Consider the following 16,415-nt stretch of genomic DNA (forward strand, 5'->3'; position numbering starts at 1 on the left):
CGGCAGGGCTTCGGGACTGAAGTCCCTCCCGCAAGAAGCCTTCGCGATCCCCTGCTAGGCGACGGCGCGCTGGGTCAGGTGCGCGGCAATGGCCTTGCGGAACGGCGCCACCACGCTGGCCGCGCGCAACGCGCCGTCGCGCAGCAGTCGCATCGGCGGGCGATCGTCGGTGTACAGCGAGGCGATGGCATTGGTCGCCTCGTACAGCGGGCGCGTAGCCAGCCGGTGCGCGCGTTCGTAGCCGGCCAGCAGCGCCGGCGCGGCGATGTCGTCCCCCGCCGCGGCCGCCTCGACGATCGCCTTCGCCAGCCGCGCCTGGCCTTGCAGCCCCAGGTTGAATCCATGCGCGGTCACCGGATGCATGCCGACCGCCGCATCGCCGACCAGCGCGCAACGTTCGCCGACGAAGCGCTCCGCGTAGGTCGCGACCAGCGGGTAGACATGGCGCGAGCCTTCCTGGTCCATCCTGCCCAGCCGCCCCTCGAAGCAATCGGTGATCGCGGCGCCGAACGCGGCCTCGTCCATCGCCATCAACGCCTCCACCCGCCGCGGCGGGAGCGTCAGCACCACGCCGGCCCGGTCGCCGTGCAGCGGCAACAGGGCCATGGTCCGGCCGTAGCCGAACCATTCCCAGGCCGCGTGGTGGTGGGGCCGTTCGTGCCGCATGCGGCAAACCAGCATGGACTTGCCGAAATCGCGCGTGCGCGCCCCGATCCCGAGCAGGCGCCGGGCCTGGGAGAAACGGCTGTCGGAGGCGACCAGCAGGCGCGCCGAGAGCCGCTCCCCATCGGTCAGCACGAGCGCGACGCCGCCTGCGGCGGCCTGCACCGCCACCAGCGCGCTGTTGTCCAGGACATGCAGCCCTTGCTGGCCCTGCACCGCTTCCCAGGCGGCACGCCGGACCAGGTGGTTGGGCACCAGCCACCCCAGCTCGCCGACGTCCCCCGCATGCGCGGCGAACGTCAGCGCGAACGGCGAGGAACCGTTCATCACCCGGGCATCGCGCAACGGCGATATGTCGCCGGCCGGAATGCGCGCCCATTGCCCCAGCCTCTCCATCACCTGACGCGAGGCATGCGTGAGCGCGATCTCGCGGCCGTCGAACGCCGGATCGGCCAGGCGCGAACGATCCTGCCGTTCGACCAGCGCCACCGAAAGGCCACTCCCGGCCAACGACCGCGCAAAGCTCAGCCCGATGGGCCCGGCCCCGACCACTGCCACGTCGACATGCTTCATGTGCGCTCCCGCTCGAATCGCGTGGGCAGTCTACGCCGCCGCGCCGCAAGGAGGGCTTGATCGAGATCAACCCGCGGGAAAAGGCGCGCTCCCGCCGCCTGCACCCGGCCGTTCACGCCGCCGCGACAAGCATGGCTCCGCCTGGAGCGGCCCCGCGGGACAAGACTCCGCGCTCACGGGGCGGCGTATAGGCTTTGCCGGCGATCCACGGGAGTGCGCGATGCACGAACAGAAGCGGCATGGCGACAGCGAGCAAGCCGAACGCCTGCTGTTGCAGGCGGTGACCGACTACGCGATCTACATGCTGGATCCGGAGGGCTACATCCGCAGCTGGAATCCCGGCGGCGAACTCATCAAGGGCTACACCGACAGGGAAATCCTCGGCCAGCACTTCTCGATCTTCTACACGCCGGACGACATCGCCCGGCGGCTGCCGTGGAAAGGACTGGAGGCCGCCAGGCAGACCGGCCGGTACGAGGCGGAGGGATGGCGGGTACGCAAGGACGGCAGCCTGTTCCGCGCGAACGTGATCATCGATCCGATATGGCAGGACGGAAGGCTGGTGGGCTTCGCGAAAGTGACCCGCGACGTCACCGAGAAATACGAGGCCATCAAGAGCCTCCGCGAAACCGAGCGCGCGCTTGCGCAATCCCAGAAGCTGGAGGCCCTCGGCCGCCTCGCCCTGGGCGTCGCCCACGATTTCAACAATGTGCTGGCCGTGATCGTGAACAGCCTCGACCTGCTGGCGAAGAAGGAACGCGACGAGAGGAAGTCGCTGCTGATCAATGCCGCGGCCGAGGCCGCCCAGCGCGGCAGCCACCTGTCCCACCAACTGCTCGCGTTCACGCGGGGGCAGCACCTGCGTCCGGCCCAGTACGACGTGAACGAACTCATCCGCAACTCGTTCGAACTCTTCAGGCGCGCGGTCGGCGACGCGGTCCGCTGCACCCTCGAACTGGCCGAGCGCGTGCCTCCCGTCATGGTCGACCGGACCCAACTGGAAGCGGCAGTGATGAACCTGGTCGCGAACGCGCGCGACGCCTCGCCGGCCGGCCACGTCGTCGTCAGGACCCGCGTCGCCCGCCTGGACCGGTTGCGCCACTCGCAGGCATGCCCCGACCGCGACTACGTCTGCGTCTCGGTGGCCGACGACGGGCCCGGCATGCCCGAGGAGATCCGCCTGCGGGCGATGGAGCCCTTCTTCACCACCAAGGATGTCGGCAAGGGCAGCGGACTGGGGCTGAGCCAGGTCTTCGGCTTCGCCAGCCAGAGCGGCGGCTTCGCCGAGATCGACAGCCTCCCGGACGCCGGGACCACCGTGACGATGTTCATCCCCGAACTCAGACAGCAGGGCACCGATGAAAATACTGTACGTTGAGGACGACGACCTGGTGCGCCTGGTGACGTCGATAGCCCTCGAGGAAGAAGGACATACCGTCGTCCAGGCGTTGAACGGGCGTGACGCCCAGTCCAAATTGGCGGCCGAGGATTTCGATTGGGTGATAACCGACGTCACCATGCCCGACGGGGTCAGCGGGATCGACGTGGCCCACGCGGCCAAGGACCGCAATCCCGCGGCGAGGGTTGTGCTCGTGTCCGGGATCTCGCCGCACCACCTGCCGCCCATCCCGGCGACGGTCACGTATTTCTCCAAGCCCTTCCGCGTGACCGAACTGATCCAGCACCTGTCGGGCCCGCTCGCGGCAGGCCGGGCGCCGTCCGCATGACTACGCCGCTGCGGCCTTGGCGCTCACGGATCTCCGCGCGGTGCGAAGCGCGGATCCAGGGCGCCTTGCCGGACGGCCCCCAGCCTCAGTTGGGCATGCGCAAGCTGTAGCCGGACAGGCGCCATACCCGGTCCTCGTCGAGCCGGAACGACACCAGTTCGCGGACCGGCTGCGGCACATTGGCGAAGCGCGTGGGGAAGCTGACGTTGACGTACAGGCCTTCCGGGACCTGCGCGCCCGGGCCGTATTGCACGCGCGTCACGGTCGCGGCGCCACGCCCGGCCAGCGCGCCCAGCCGGGCCCGCTCGCTGCCGACCTGCCGCACGAACACGTCGCGGGTCACGGCTTTCTTGGCGACCACGGAGGCGCCGTCCCAGAGTTCGCCGAGCTGGTTGGCGTCCACCATCTGCGCGGCCTTCAGCGCGGCCTGGCTCATCTCGGCGTTCTGCTTGGCCAACTGCGCCTGCTGGGCCGGCGTCAGCGCGGGAGCGGCCGGCGCCGCAGGAGGCGCGGGCGCGGGACGCGCAGCGGCCGGTGCCGATTGGGCGTGCGCGAGCGGGCTGGCCAACGCGAGCGAAGCGAGCAGCAGTGCGGTGCGGTGCATGGCGGGACGTTCCTTTCCTGGGAGCCGGATCTGCCGGGCGAGTCTAGGGCATGTCGCCGGCTCGCGGCCAAGTCGCGTTGGGCCCGCTGCCGATGCCCAAGGGCGGCTCGGAAGCGCCGCGGTCGGCTTCAGGATTTCGGCGCCTCGACCGTCGCCTGGCGCGGCAGCAGCGCCGCCGCGTCGTTTTCCGACAACGGGCTCTCCTCCGGGCAGGCCGGGTCGGGGAAACCGAACTGTTCCTTCAGCGCCTGGCCGCAGGCGTTGACCGATTCCAGTTCCTCGCCCTCGCGCTTGCATTGCTGGTCGAACGCGACCAGGAACGCGTCCTTGCGCTTGACGAAGTCGTCGCCGCACTCGCGCATCAGCCGGATGCGGTCCAGGTCGTCCTGCACGGCGTTGGTGCCGTCCAGCCCGTATTCGCGCAGTTCCTCCGGCGTGAGCAGGCGCAGGCTGCGGTTGGGCACGGTCATCATCAGGTCGGCCACCGCGACCGCCACGCCGTTGCGCTCCAGGTAGTCCTTGACGTTGCCGTAGACCTGCTGCAGTTCGTCGCGCAGCTCGGCGCGCGAGGTCGCCTTGGAACTGATCCGCATCATCCGGTGGATGCCGACCTTGCCGGCGATCAGGCGGTTGTCCCCGGCGGCCAGCACGAACACGCAGGCGCTGTGGCAGATCGAGCCTTCGCGCACCCAGACCGTCCAGTGCGAGGCGCCGATCGAGTCGCCGGCGCGGATCGCCGCCTCGACCTGCCCGCCGCTGGAGTCCAGGTCGAGGATGCGCCGCTGCAGGCGCAGCCCGTCGGCCACCGACGCCAGCCGCCACATCAGTTCGGCGAAGGCCGGATTGATCTTGCCGGAGTAGCGCACCCGCACCAGCCCGGCGTCCTTGCACGGCCGCATCGCCGCCTCGATCGAGGCCTTGTCCAGCGCCGCCAGCGGTTGGCCGTCGCCGGCCTCGGCCGTGTAGTCGGTCGCGCAGCTCACCCAGGCCTGCCCGGCCTCGAGCTGCACGTCCGACCAGGCGTCGTCCTGGCGCGCCGGCTTGCGCGGCGGGGGTGCCGGCAACGGCGGCGCGTCCACCGACACCATGTGGTCGCCATCGGCGGCCGGGGTGGTCTGCGCCACGACAGGGGCCTGCACCGCCTCGGGCTGGCGGCAGGCCACCAGCACGGGCAGGACGAGGGCGAACGACCAACGGAACTTCGGCATCGAAAGTGCGGCGCGGGAGCGGGAAGAACGCCACAGTCTAGGACGTGTCGGCCCCCGCCGGACCAACCCGGCTTGAACCGCGGCATCGATGTCCGAAAACGGCCAGCCGACATCCCCGCGAGCCCCTAGACTGGCCCCATGCAAACGCACCGCCCGCTCGACCCCGGACAATGCGACCGCGCCAGGCTGGCGCGCGACGCGCGCTTCGACGGCCTGTTCTTCACCGCCGTGAAGAGCACCGGCATCTACTGCCGGCCGGTCTGCCCGGCGCCGCCGCCCAAGCCCGGCAACGTCAGCTACTACCCGAGCGCGGCCGCGGCCAGCGCGGCCGGCTACCGGCCGTGCCTGCGCTGCCGGCCCGAGCTGTCGCCGCAGGCACAGCAGCACCTGGGCGAAGAAACCGTGCAGCGCGCGCTGGCGCTGATCGCCGAAGGCTACCTGCAGGAGCGCACGGTGGACGACCTCGCCGGCCAGCTCGGCCTCAGCGCGCGCCAGCTGCAACGGCAGTTCCTGCAGCAACTGGGCGCCACGCCCGCGCAGGTGCATGCCACGCGCCGGCTGTTGATGGCCAAGCAGTTGCTCACCGAGACCGCGCTCCCGGTCACCCAGGTCGCGCTCGCGGCCGGGTTCAACAGCCTGCGCCGCTTCAACGCCGCGTTCCTGGAAGGCTGCGGCATGCCGCCTTCCGCCCTGCGCCGGCAGCGCGGCGAGATCGCCGGCGGCGAGCTCGAGCTGCGGCTGGGCTATCGTCCCCCGCTGGACTTCCCCGCGATGCTGGCGTTCCTGCGCCGCCGCGCCATCCCCGGCATCGAGCAGGTCGACGAGGACGGCTACCGGCGCGTGATCGGGCCGGCCGATGCCTCGACGCTGATCCACGTCGCCGCCGCTCCCAGGCGTTCGGAATTGCTGCTGCGGATCGGCGCCACCGATCCGCGCGCGATCCCGGACATCGTGCGCCGGGTGCGCCGCATGTTCGACCTCGACGCCGACCTGCAGGCGGTCCACGCCACCTTCGCCGGCGAGCCGTTGCTGGCGCAGGGCATCGCCCTCCGCCCGGGCCTGCGCGTGCCCGGGGGCTGGGACGGCTTCGAGGTCGCGGTGCGCGCGATCCTCGGCCAGCAGGTCAGCGTGGCCGGCGCGGCGACGCTGGCGGCCAGGCTGGTGGAACGGCATGGCGGCCGCCGCAGCGGCATGCCCGGCAGGCTGGACCGGATCTTCCCCACGCCGGACCAGTTGGCCGATGCGCCGCTGGAACAGATCGGCCTGCCGCGCACCCGCGCCGCGACGATCCGCGCGCTGGCCCGGGCCGTGGCCGATGGACGGCTGCACTTCGGCGCCGGCCAGCGCCTGGCCGAGTTCGTCGAGCGCTGCACCGCCCTGCCCGGCATCGGCCCGTGGACCGCGCACTACATCGCCATGCGCGCGCTCGCCCAGCCCGACGCCTTCCCGGCCGGCGACCTGATCCTGCAGCAGGTGCTCGGCCATCCCGGCCGCCTGAGCGAGCGCGCCACCGAAGCGCGCTCGCAAGCCTGGCGTCCGTGGCGCAGCTATGCCGTGCTGCATCTATGGCACCTCGCGCCGCTTGCGAAACCCTCCGCCGCCGCGCCCGCGGACACCGGGTCGCGGCGCCCCCGGCGCGGGAAAAGCGCGAGCGGGTCCGCAGCGACGCAACGCTGACGGATCCCGGACCGCGGATTTCCCGCACGACCACCCGACGATAGCCTCCAGGACCAAGGAGACCGCAATGACCGCCTTCTACTACGACGCCTTCGAAAGCCCGATCGGCACGCTCACCGTGGCGGCCGATGCCGATGGCCGCCTGCATCACATCCTGTTCCCGCGCAACCGCCACGAAGCGCGCGACCGCGAACACTGGCAGCACGATCCCCGCCCGGTCGCCGAAGCGCGGCGCCAGCTGCTCGACTACCTGCGCGGCGAACGCACCGCGTTCGAACTGCCGCTCGCGCCGGTCGGCACGCCGTTCCAGTTGCAGGTGTGGAACACGCTCGCGCGGATCCCGTACGGCGAAACCTGGAGCTACGCGCAGCTGGCGCAGCAGGTCGGGCGCCCGTCCGCGACGCGTGCGGTGGGCGCGGCCAACGGCCGCAATCCGTTGCCGATCGTGCTGCCGTGCCATCGCGTGATCGGCGCCGACGGCGCGCTCACCGGCTTCGGCGGCGGACTCCCGACCAAGCAGGCGCTGTTGCGCCTGGAGGGCGCCGCATGCGTGGCCGACGCGCGCGAAGCCGATCTGTTCGCATGACGCCCGTGCCATAGGTTGTCTTCGACGAGTCACCTGGGCCGCCTACACTGGCGGGATGAAGTCCCTGCATCCGTTCCTCGCCGCGACCTGCGCACTGCTGCTCGCCGCCTGCGCAAGCTCTCCTTCCACCGACACCGCGCCGCCGGCACCGCGCAAGGTGCTGCTGATCTCGATCGACGGGCTGCGCGCCGACGCGCTCGACCGCGGCCTGTCGCCGAACCTCTCGCGCATGGCCGCCGAAGGCGTGCGTGCGCGCTGGATGAGCCCGTCCTATCCCTCGCTGACCTTTCCCAACCACTACACCATCGTCACCGGCCTGCGGCCGGACCATCACGGCATCGTCCACAACAGCATGGACGACGCCGCCCTGGGGCGCTTCGCGCTCAGCCAGCGCGATGCGGTGGGCAATGGCGCCTGGTGGGGCGGCGAGCCGATCTGGGTCGGCGCGGAGAAGGCCGGCATCCGTACCGCGACCTGGGCCTGGCCCGGCAGCGAAGCGCCGATCCAGGGCATCCAGCCGAGCCGCTGGCAGCCCTTCGACGGAAAGGTCCCGCCGGAGGCGCGCGTGGATACCGTGCTCGGCTGGCTGGCCCAGGACGGCGCGGACGCCCCGCGCTTCATGACCCTGTACTTCGACCAGGTCGATCACGCCGGCCACGACCACGGCCCGCAATCGCCCGAGTACGCGCAGGCCATCGCCGTCGTGGACAAGGCGATCGGCCGCCTGCTCGACGGCATGGCGCGCGAGCGCGTGCTGGACACCACCGACGTCATCGTCGTCTCCGACCACGGCATGGCCAGCGTCGAACCGGGCCACGTGGTCGCGGTGGAAGACATGGTGCCGGTCGAGGAAGCCCGGGTCGTGTCGGTCGGGCAATCGGTCGGCATCGAGCCGCTGCCGGGCCAGCAGGCCAAGGCCGAGGCGCGTCTGCTCGGCGCCCACGAACGCTACGACTGCTGGCGCAAGCAGGAACTGCCGGCACGCTGGCACTACGGCAGCAACCCGCGCGTGCCCTCGATCGTGTGCCAGATGCACGAAGGCTGGGATGCGCTGCCGCGCGCCCAGGCCGAGAAACGCCGCGACCAGGCGCAAGGGCGCGGCTCGCATGGCTACGATCCGGCGCTGCCGTCGATGCGGGCGGTATTCATCGCGCGCGGCCCGTCGTTCGCCGTCGGCAAGCAGTTGCCGCCGTTCGACAACGTCGACGTCTACCCCTTGCTGGCCCGCCTGGTCGGCATCCGGCCCGCGCCGAACGACGGCGACCCGCAGGCGCTGCTGCCGGCCCTGCGCGACGCGGCCGCGCCGGCCGGACGTTGAGGCACCGGGCGATTCAGGACCCCAGTCCCGGAGGGCGGTGCCGGCGAGCGTCGGCCCCCGTCCCGGGATCTCCGCCAGGCGCGGACGAGGCATAAAAAAACGCGGCGCATGCGCCGCGTTTTTCGTACCTCGAGCGGGACCGATCAGCCGGCCTTGGCGACCGTCTTCTTGGCGACGGCCTTCTTGGCGGCCTTGACCACGGTCTTCTTGGCGACCGGCGCGCCGGCACCCACGGCCACCTTGCTCACGCTGTGCGAGCGTGCGTTGCCGTAGCTGGCGTTGTAGCGCTTGCCCTTGGCGGTTTTGCGGTCACCCTTACCCATGTCATCGACTCCTGAATGTGTTTACGAAAACCCCGTGCGGACACGGGTCCGGCGAGGCAGGCCGTTCCGGCCCCTCGCGCAAGGTCGGCAAGCCTAACATGACGGTTCTAATGCGCGCAGCTGGCATCGTGAACATGGCCGTGGTTCAAGCGCAGGTTCATCAGGTGCGCCACGGCCACCAAAGTGCCGCCCAGGGTCATGACCACCGCGTGCGGCACGGCGGCGTGGTGCAGCGGGTCGTACAGCACGCCGGCCCATAGCGCCGCCAGCCCCGGCAGCAGCAACCCCAGCGCCCGCAGGGCGTGGTGCCGGCGATACCCCAGCAGCAGGCTGAACAGCCCCAGCAGGGTCACGAACACCACGATCGTCCGTTCCACGGTATCCCCCAGCCAGAACGACAGCCCCAGCGACGGCGCCACCGCCAGCGCCAGGGGCAGCACCGCGCAGTGCACGGCGCACAGCAGCGAACCGGTGGCGCCGAAGCGGTCGAGCAGGTGGCGGAGCGACGCGGGCAGTTGCATGACTTCCTGCAGGGATGAAACGATGGATTGGAATAATATAACATTAACCCAGCTACTTCCCCATGACCCATGCACACCGTCGCGGCTTCACGGCCGATACAGGCCTGCCCCGCCGGTGATACACAGTAACAACAGACTGGATGTTCCCATGCCTTCTACCTTCCGTCGTACCCCGCTCTGCCTTGCCCTCGCCGCGCTGATCGCGCCCGGCCTCGGGTTCGCCGCCGACGATCCGCAGACGCCTCCTTCTTCCGATCCCAGGCACGAGGCGCAGCCCGCCGCCGGCCGGCACGTGAAGGACCTGGACGGCGTGGTGGTGACCGCCAGCCCGTTGCGCGACACCGCGGCCGAACTGAGCCGCCCGGTCGAAGTGCTGGCCGGCGAGAAACTCGACGAAGCCCGCGCCGCCAGCCTGGGCGAGACGGTTTCCGGCCTGCCCGGCGTGCAGAGCTCGAACTTCGGCCCGGGCGTCGGCCGCCCGATCGTGCGCGGCCTCGACGGCCCGCGCGTGGCGGTGCTGAACGACGGGCTGTCCTCGCAGGACGTCTCCACCGTCAGCCAGGACCATTCGCCGGCGGTCGAACCGTTCCTGGCCGACCAGATCGAGGTGTTGAAGGGCCCGTCGACCCTGCTGTTCGGCTCCGGCGCGATCGGCGGCGTGGTCAACGTGGTCGATGGGCGCATCGCCGAGACGCCGGTGGACGGCTTCAACGGCCGCGCCGAGGTGCGCTTCGACGGCGGCGACAAGGACGGCAACACCGACATGTTCCGCATCGACGCCGGCAACGGCAGCGGCCTGTCGATCCACGCCGACGGCGTCTACCGCAACCAGAACGACTACGACACGCCGGAAGGCAAGCAGGCCAACTCGTTCATCGATACCAAGTCCGGCTCGATCGGCGCCTCGCTGGCCGGCGACTGGGGCTTCGTCGGCGTGTCGGCCTCGCGCTTCCGCGACAACTACGGCAACCCCGGCGAGCCGGGCGACCTGGCCGCGGGCGAGCGCGGCGTGTGGCTGCACCTGCAGCAGGACCGCTACGAGCTGAAGGGCGGCCTGAACGACCCGTGGGGCGAAGGCAGCGGCCTGCGCTACAGCTTCGGCCATACCGACTACGCGCACACCGAGTTCGAGGGCGACGAGGTCGGCACCGTCTTCAGCAAGCGCGCCAACGAAGGCCGCATCGAGGCATCGTTCGCCGCCGCCAGCGGCTGGAAGACCGCGATCGGCGTGCAAGGCAGCGATTCCACCTTCCAGGCGGTGGGCGAGGAATCGTTCGTGCCGAAGACCAACAACACCTCGATCGGCGTGTTCGGCGTGGCGCGCAACAGCTGGGGCCCGCTCCAGGCCGACCTCGGCGCGCGCATCGACCGGGTCAAGTACGACACCGACAACGGCATCTCGCGCGACTTCAAGCCGGGCAGCCTGTCGCTCAGCGGCGGTTTCCGCTTCGACGACAACTGGCGCCTGACCCTCAACCTCGACCACGCCGAGCGCGCGCCGGCCGAAGAGGAGCTGTTCGCCGACGGCCCGCACATCGCCACGCTCGCCTACGAGATCGGCAACGCGGACCTCAAGAAGGAAGCCGCCAACCAGGCCGAGCTGGGCCTGAGCTACCAGAACGACTGGGTCGACGCGAAGGTCTCGGCCTACTACAACCGCTACAACGACTTCATCTACCTCGCCGACACCGGCGACACCTGGTTCTGGGACGAGGAAGGCGAGGAACTGCCTATCCGCCAGTGGACCCAGGCCGACGCGGTCTTCCACGGCTTCGAGGGCGAGGCCACGTTCCACCTGGCCAACAACGACAGCGGCGCGTGGGACCTGCACGTGTTCGGCGACACCGTGCGCGCGCGGTTGAAGGACGGCGGCAACCTGCCGCGCATCGCGCCCTCGCGCGTCGGCGCGCAGCTGCGTTGGGAAGACAGCGCGTGGCGCGCCTCGCTGGGCGCCACCCGCGTCAACAAGCAGGACAAGGTCGCCGTGGGCGAAACCCCGACCGCCGGCTACACGATGGTCGATGCGCACGTGGCCTACCACATCGACCGCGCGAACACCGCCTGGGAAGTGTTCCTGGACGGCAACAACCTCACCGACCAGGACGCGCGCGTGCACACCTCGTTCCTGAAGGACGACGTGATGCTGCCGGGCCGCAACTACTCCTTCGGCGTGCGCATGTTCTTCTGACGGCGTCCTCTCCCCGCCGCAGACGAGGCCGCCCCCTGGGCGGCCTCTTTTTTTGCGCGGGATTCCCGGTCCCGCCCTGCATCCGCCGCCTTGCCGCGGCCGGGCACGCAGCGGATTTCACGGCGGTCTTCACGCAGGTTGGTGGTTAATTGCGACCGGCACGCCCCCGTGCCTGAAGGCAACGCCCGCCTGCCCTGCCATGCGGACCCCGCGCAGGTGCCGGCCACCACCCGAAAAACAGGGAGCCCTCATGAAACTTCATGCAAGTCCCTATGTCCTGATCGCCACCATGTTCGCGCCGCCCGTCCTCGCCCAGGACGCCGCCGCGCCCGACCCGCGCCAGGAAGCGACCACGCTGGACGCGATCGTGGTCAGCGGTACCGCGCGCTTCCAGGGCGTGCGCAAGCGCGATGCCAGCTTCTCGATCACCACCGCCTCGCCCGAGCAGATCCGCGAGGCGGTGCCGCAGAGCACCGCCGACCTGCTCAAGATCGTGCCCGGCGTCTGGGCCGAGCCCAGCGGCGGCGGTACCGGCGCCAACATCTTCGTGCGGGGCATGCCCTCGGAGGGCGACGCGCCGTTCGTGACCATGCAACTGGACGGCTCGCCGCTGTTCCCGCCGCCGACGCTGTCGTTCCTGGAGAACTCCACGCTGTTCCGCACCGACGACACCGTCGAGCGCATGGAGGTGCTGCGCGGCGGTTCCAGCCCGATCTTCTCCAACGGGCAGCCCGGCATCACCGTGAACTTCATCCAGAAGAAGGGCCAGGACGAACCGGAAGGCAGCGTGCGCCTCACCGGCGGCAGCGACGGCCTGCGCCGCATCGACCTGTTCAACAGCGGGCCGATGGGCAACGGCTGGTACTACAGCGTGGGCGGCTTCTTCCGCGAGAGCGACGGCGTGCGCGACCCGCAGTTCTCCGCCGACAAGGGCGGCCAGTTCAGCGCCACGCTGAGCAAGCGCTGGGACACCGGCGAGCTGACCTTCTACGCGCGCCACACCGACGACAACAACGCCTTCTACACCGCCATCCCGCTGCTGTCGCGCAACGACGGGCGCGACCTCTCCGGCTTCCCCGGGCTGGACCCGCAGACCGGCACGCTGCTGAGCAACGACTTCCGTAACGTCGACCTCCTGGTGGGCCCCGGCGGGGAGACGGTGCGCCGCGACCTGGCCGATGGCCGCGGCGTCAACATCGACCTGTTCGGCGGCGAGTTGAACTGGGACGTGGGCGGCTGGACCGTGGCCGACCGCTTCAATGTGATGAGCGGCACCGCGCCGACCTACGCGCTGTTCACCGGCGATGCGCCGCTGCGCCTGGGCGACTTCATCGCGCGCTACGGCACCGGCGGCACCGCGACCTATACCAACGGCGGCGGCGCGGTGAACCCGGACCAGCAGGTGCTCGAAGCCGGCTGGTGGTCGGTGGACAAGCGCATCAACTCCTTCACCAACGACCTGCGCCTGAGCCGCGAACTGTTCGCCGGCAACACCCTCACGGTGGGCGCCTATTACGCCAAGTACTCCTCCGACGACCTGTGGTACCTGGGCAACACGATGCTGCTGACCGCGCAGAACCATGCCCGCCGCATCGACGTGGCGCTCGACGACGGCCGCCAGGTGACCCGCCAGGGCTTCACCAGCACCTCGTTCTTCAACCTGCGCGCCAAGTACGACGGCGAGAACATCGCCGCCTTCGTCGCCGACGAGTGGGAGCTCAACGAGCGCCTGCGCCTGGACCTGGGCGTGCGCTACGAGCGCCAGAGCGTGACCGGCGACGTGCACGACACCGCGACCGTCGACCTGGACGGCAACCCGGACACGCTCTACGACAACGAGACCTCGGTCGCGCTGCCCGGCGTGCGCCGCATCGACCAGGACGACGACGAGCTGTCGTGGACGGCCGGCCTGAACTTCCGGCTGGACGAGCACAACAGCCTGTTCGCCCGCGCCAACTCCGGCGTCAAGTTCCCCGGCTTCGACAACCTGCGCGACGGTCAGGACAAGGTGCAGCAGGTCGACCAGTACGAGCTCGGCCTGAAGTCGGGCGCGTCCAGCTACGACCTGTACCTCACCGCGTTCTACAACACCTTCAAGAACTCGCCGTTCCAGGCTTTCCTGGCCGACGGCAGCAACTTCACCACGGTCGGCGACTCGCGCGCCTACGGCCTGGAGGTGGAGGGCGCGATCCGGCCGTTCGGCGGCTTCGAGCTGGCCGGCACCGGCGTGTGGCTGGACGCCAAGTACCGCAATTACCGCGAGTACACCGACAACCGCGTGATGCGCCAGCCCAAGCGCCAGTTCCGGCTCACCCCGAGCTACTACTGGATGCTGCCGTTCGGCGACCTCAAGCTGTTCGCCACCTACTCCTACATCGGCGAACGCTTCGCCGACCTGGCCAATACCCAGCGCCTGCCCTCGTACCACATGCTCGACGTCGGCGCGAGCATGCACGTGGGCGACCACTGGGAGTTCACCGCCAGCGGCAGCAACGTCACCGACGAGCTGGGCCTGACCGAAGGCAACGTGCGCGTGCCCGGCGCGGCCACCGGCGGCGTGTTCATGGGCCGCCCGATCGCCGGCCGCCAATACCAGGTGTCGGTGGCGTACCGCTGGTAGCGGCCCGTCCGCGCCACTTCGGTCCCGGCGTCCCGGTGGAACCGCCGGGACCGAAGTCCCACGCCGCGGAGGCGGATCCACCTGCGCCAGCCTCTTGCCATGGCCCGGCGGCCAGTCCGGGATCGAAGCTGGCGAATAGGTGCATATACACATATCATCGCGACATCGCCGCCCAGGACTCCTTCGTCCATGCCCGACGCTCCCTGCCGCTGCACCTGCTTCTACCTGCGCCGCGCCGCGCGCCGGACCTCGCTGGTCTACGATCGCGAACTGGCGGAAGCGGGCCTGAGCCTCAACGAGTACTCCATCCTGCGTCGCGCCGGCGAGCCCAGGCAGCTCGGCGCGCTGGCCGAGATCCTGGGCATGGATCGCAGCACGCTCTCGCGCAATCTCCGGCCGATGCTGGCCGCGGGCTGGATCGAGGAACGCCGCGGCGAGGACGCGCGGCAGAAGCTCATCGCCACCAGCGCCGCCGGCCGGCGCCTGCTCAAGCGCGCGCTGCCGCACTGGCAACGCGCGCAGGACCGCATCGAGGCGCTGTACGGCCGGGAGGACACCACTGCCCTGCACGACGCGCTCAAGCGCCTCGACCGCGCGCTGCGCGACGGAGGAACGCCATGAACGCCTCCGTGCGCGATGCGCGCGCCGCGCACTGGGGCCTGCTCGCCGCGGCGTCGGCGGTGCTGATGCTGACCATGGGCGCGCGCCAGACCACTGGCCTGTTCGTCGATCCGATCCACCGCGACACCGGCCTCGGCATCGCCGCGATCAGCTTCGCGCTGGCGGTCGGCCAGTTCGTCTGGGGCGCGGTGCAGCCGCTGTTCGGCGCGCTGGCCGACCAGCGCGGCCCCCTGCCGGTGCTGGCGGCCGGCGGCTTGCTGTTGGCGCTGGGGCTCGGCCTGACCCCGCTGATGCCGAGCGAATGGGGGCTGATCTTCAGCCTGGGGCTGCTCGCCGCGGCAGGTGCCGGCGCCGGCAGCTTCTCGGTACTGATCGGCGCCACCGCGCACCGGTTGGCGCCGGAGAAGCGTTCCTTCGCCGCAGGCATCATCAACGCCGGCGGCTCCCTCGGCCAGTTCCTGTTCGCGCCGCTGGTGCAGTTGATGATCGGCGCCGCCGGCTGGGCGATGGCGATGATCGGCCTGGCGGCGCTTTCGCTGCTGACCTTGCCGCTGGCATGGCCGTTGCGCCGCAAGCCGCAAGCACATGCCGCCCCGCATGCCGCGCCGCCCGGCGGCGACCTGCGCTCGCAGCTGCGCGCGGCCCTGCGCGACCGCAGCTACTGGTGCCTGCACCTGGGCTTCTTCACCTGCGGCGTGCACATCGCCTTCCTGGTCACCCACTTGCCGGGCGAGGTGGCGCTGTGCGGGCTGCCGGCCAGCGTCTCGGCCGCTTCCATCGCGCTGATCGGCCTGTTCAACGTCGCCGGCAGCCTGGCCGCGGGCAAGCTCGGCGAGCGCTTCAGGATGAAGTGGCTGCTGTTCGCCATCTACGCCGGCCGCGCCGCGCTGATCGTGCTGTACCTGCTGGCCCCGCCGACGCCGCTGACCTTCTACGTGTTCGCCGCCGCGCTCGGCTTCACCTGGCTGGCGACGGTCCCGCCGACCGCGGGCCTGGTCGGCAAGCTGTTCGGCCCGCGCTACCTCGGCACGCTGTTCGGCCTCACCCTGCTCTCGCACCAGCTCGGCGGCTTCTTCGGCGCCTGGTTGGGCGGCGTGGCGCTGGAGAAGTTCGGCGACTACACCTGGATGTGGTACGCCGACATGGCGCTGGCCGCGGGCGCGGCACTGGCGAACCTGCCGATCCGCGAACGCCGCCCCGCGATGGCCGCGGCGGCCGCCTGACTCCCGCCGCCGCGATCGCGGCGGCGCCCGGCTACCGCGCGGGCGAAGATGCCCTCAGATCCGCGCGCACTTCGCGCACAGGCCGTGCACTTCCAGCGTCTGCGCCTGCGGCTGGAAACCCAGCGCCTTGGCGCGGGCGTCGAGCTGGGCCACCACGTCCTTGTCCTCCAGCTCCACCGCGCTGTGGCAGCGGTCGCAGATCAGGAACGGCACCGAATGCTGCACGCTGTTGGGGTGGTGGCAGGCCACGAAGGCGTTGACCGATTCCAGCTTGTGCACGAAGCCGTTGGCCATCAGGAAATCCAGCGCGCGGTACACCGTCGGCGGGGCGTCGGCACCGACGCCCTTGCCTTCGCGCACCCACTCCAGCAGTTCGTAGGCCTTCACCGGCTTGCCGGCATCGGCGATCAGCCGCAGCACGTTGGCGCGGATCGGGGTCAGCCGCAGCCCGCGCTCGGCGCAGGCGCGCTCCACGGCGCGGACGAACGCATCGGCGCTATCGACGTGGTGATGGGGATCGGTGCAGCTGTGCTTGGCGGACTTGGCGGGCATGGTGACCTCGA

15 protein-coding genes are annotated in these 16,415 nt (G+C 70.6%); 9 read left to right on the forward strand and 6 right to left on the reverse strand.

Features of this window, described 5'->3' with window-relative positions; translation table 11 throughout:
• Positions 1 to 54 precede the first annotated feature (54 nt).
• Entirely contained in the window at positions 55 to 1,236 is a 1,182-nt protein-coding gene (gene ubiM / locus FD678_RS02145; protein ID WP_140718951.1) for a 5-demethoxyubiquinol-8 5-hydroxylase UbiM, read from the reverse strand.
• Between the two features lie 220 nt (positions 1,237 to 1,456).
• Between ubiM and FD678_RS02150 the strand changes: the two genes are divergently transcribed.
• On the forward strand, positions 1,457 to 2,614 hold the full coding sequence (locus FD678_RS02150) for a two-component system sensor histidine kinase NtrB (RefSeq protein ID WP_140718952.1): 1,158 nt from the start codon (positions 1,457 to 1,459) through the stop codon (positions 2,612 to 2,614).
• The gene (locus FD678_RS02155) at positions 2,595 to 2,963 is read left to right on the forward strand and encodes a response regulator (RefSeq protein ID WP_218569448.1); all 369 of its coding nucleotides are present in this window, start codon (positions 2,595 to 2,597) and stop codon (positions 2,961 to 2,963) included. The genes FD678_RS02150 and FD678_RS02155 overlap by 20 nt, the downstream gene beginning before the upstream one ends.
• Before the next feature lie 85 nt (positions 2,964 to 3,048).
• On the opposite strand, the gene FD678_RS02160 is transcribed toward FD678_RS02155, so the two are convergent.
• Positions 3,049 to 3,567 carry a DUF4019 domain-containing protein gene (locus tag FD678_RS02160; protein WP_140718953.1) on the reverse strand — a complete coding sequence of 173 codons (519 nt, stop codon included), beginning with the start codon at positions 3,565 to 3,567 and terminating at the stop codon, positions 3,049 to 3,051.
• Between the two features lie 128 nt (positions 3,568 to 3,695).
• Positions 3,696 to 4,775, reverse strand: a complete 1,080-nt coding sequence (locus FD678_RS02165; protein ID WP_140718954.1) for a hypothetical protein — start codon at positions 4,773 to 4,775, stop codon at positions 3,696 to 3,698.
• Between the two features lie 138 nt (positions 4,776 to 4,913).
• Here FD678_RS02165 and FD678_RS02170 point away from each other — a divergent pair, with 138 nt between their 5' ends.
• The 3 genes from FD678_RS02170 (at position 4,914) to FD678_RS02180 (ending at position 8,356) form a co-directional block, all read left to right on the forward strand.
• Positions 4,914 to 6,452, forward strand: a complete 1,539-nt coding sequence (locus FD678_RS02170) for a DNA-3-methyladenine glycosylase 2 family protein (RefSeq protein WP_140718955.1) — start codon at positions 4,914 to 4,916, stop codon at positions 6,450 to 6,452.
• A 67-nt stretch (positions 6,453 to 6,519) separates the two neighbouring features.
• Positions 6,520 to 7,038: a methylated-DNA--[protein]-cysteine S-methyltransferase gene (locus FD678_RS02175; protein ID WP_140718956.1), complete on the forward strand. Its 519-nt coding sequence runs from the start codon at positions 6,520 to 6,522 to the stop codon at positions 7,036 to 7,038.
• 55 nt (positions 7,039 to 7,093) lie between these two features.
• Positions 7,094 to 8,356: an alkaline phosphatase family protein gene (locus tag FD678_RS02180; protein WP_140718957.1), complete on the forward strand. Its 1,263-nt coding sequence runs from the start codon at positions 7,094 to 7,096 to the stop codon at positions 8,354 to 8,356.
• A 143-nt stretch (positions 8,357 to 8,499) separates the two neighbouring features.
• Here FD678_RS02180 and FD678_RS02185 read toward each other — a convergent pair whose 3' ends face one another.
• The gene (locus tag FD678_RS02185; protein ID WP_140718958.1) at positions 8,500 to 8,679 is read right to left on the reverse strand and encodes a 30S ribosomal protein THX; all 180 of its coding nucleotides are present in this window, start codon (positions 8,677 to 8,679) and stop codon (positions 8,500 to 8,502) included.
• Between the two features lie 107 nt (positions 8,680 to 8,786).
• Positions 8,787 to 9,200, reverse strand: a complete 414-nt coding sequence (locus FD678_RS02190; protein WP_140718959.1) for a MerC domain-containing protein — start codon at positions 9,198 to 9,200, stop codon at positions 8,787 to 8,789.
• Positions 9,201 to 9,348: 148 nt separating this feature from the next.
• Between FD678_RS02190 and FD678_RS02195 the strand changes: the two genes are divergently transcribed.
• From FD678_RS02195 to FD678_RS02210, 4 genes are all read left to right on the forward strand, one after another.
• Positions 9,349 to 11,388, forward strand: a complete 2,040-nt coding sequence (locus FD678_RS02195) for a TonB-dependent receptor (protein ID WP_140718960.1) — start codon at positions 9,349 to 9,351, stop codon at positions 11,386 to 11,388.
• A 250-nt stretch (positions 11,389 to 11,638) separates the two neighbouring features.
• Positions 11,639 to 14,008: a TonB-dependent receptor gene (locus FD678_RS02200; RefSeq protein WP_140718961.1), complete on the forward strand. Its 2,370-nt coding sequence runs from the start codon at positions 11,639 to 11,641 to the stop codon at positions 14,006 to 14,008.
• 189 nt (positions 14,009 to 14,197) lie between these two features.
• Complete coding sequence (locus FD678_RS02205; RefSeq protein ID WP_140718962.1) at positions 14,198 to 14,629, forward strand: MarR family winged helix-turn-helix transcriptional regulator; 432 nt, start codon at positions 14,198 to 14,200, stop codon at positions 14,627 to 14,629.
• Positions 14,626 to 15,852, forward strand: a complete 1,227-nt coding sequence (locus FD678_RS02210; RefSeq protein ID WP_140718963.1) for an MFS transporter — start codon at positions 14,626 to 14,628, stop codon at positions 15,850 to 15,852. Before FD678_RS02205 ends, FD678_RS02210 begins: the two co-directional genes overlap by 4 nt.
• A gap of 54 nt (positions 15,853 to 15,906) precedes the next feature.
• On the opposite strand, the gene FD678_RS02215 is transcribed toward FD678_RS02210, so the two are convergent.
• Entirely contained in the window at positions 15,907 to 16,404 is a 498-nt protein-coding gene (locus tag FD678_RS02215) for a transcriptional repressor (protein ID WP_140718964.1), read from the reverse strand.
• Between the last annotated feature and the right edge of the window lie 11 nt (positions 16,405 to 16,415).

It is taken from the genome of Pseudomonas sp. Hp2 (assembly GCF_006386585.1).
Lineage (GTDB): Bacteria > Pseudomonadota > Gammaproteobacteria > Xanthomonadales > Xanthomonadaceae > Pseudomonas_S > Pseudomonas_S boreopolis.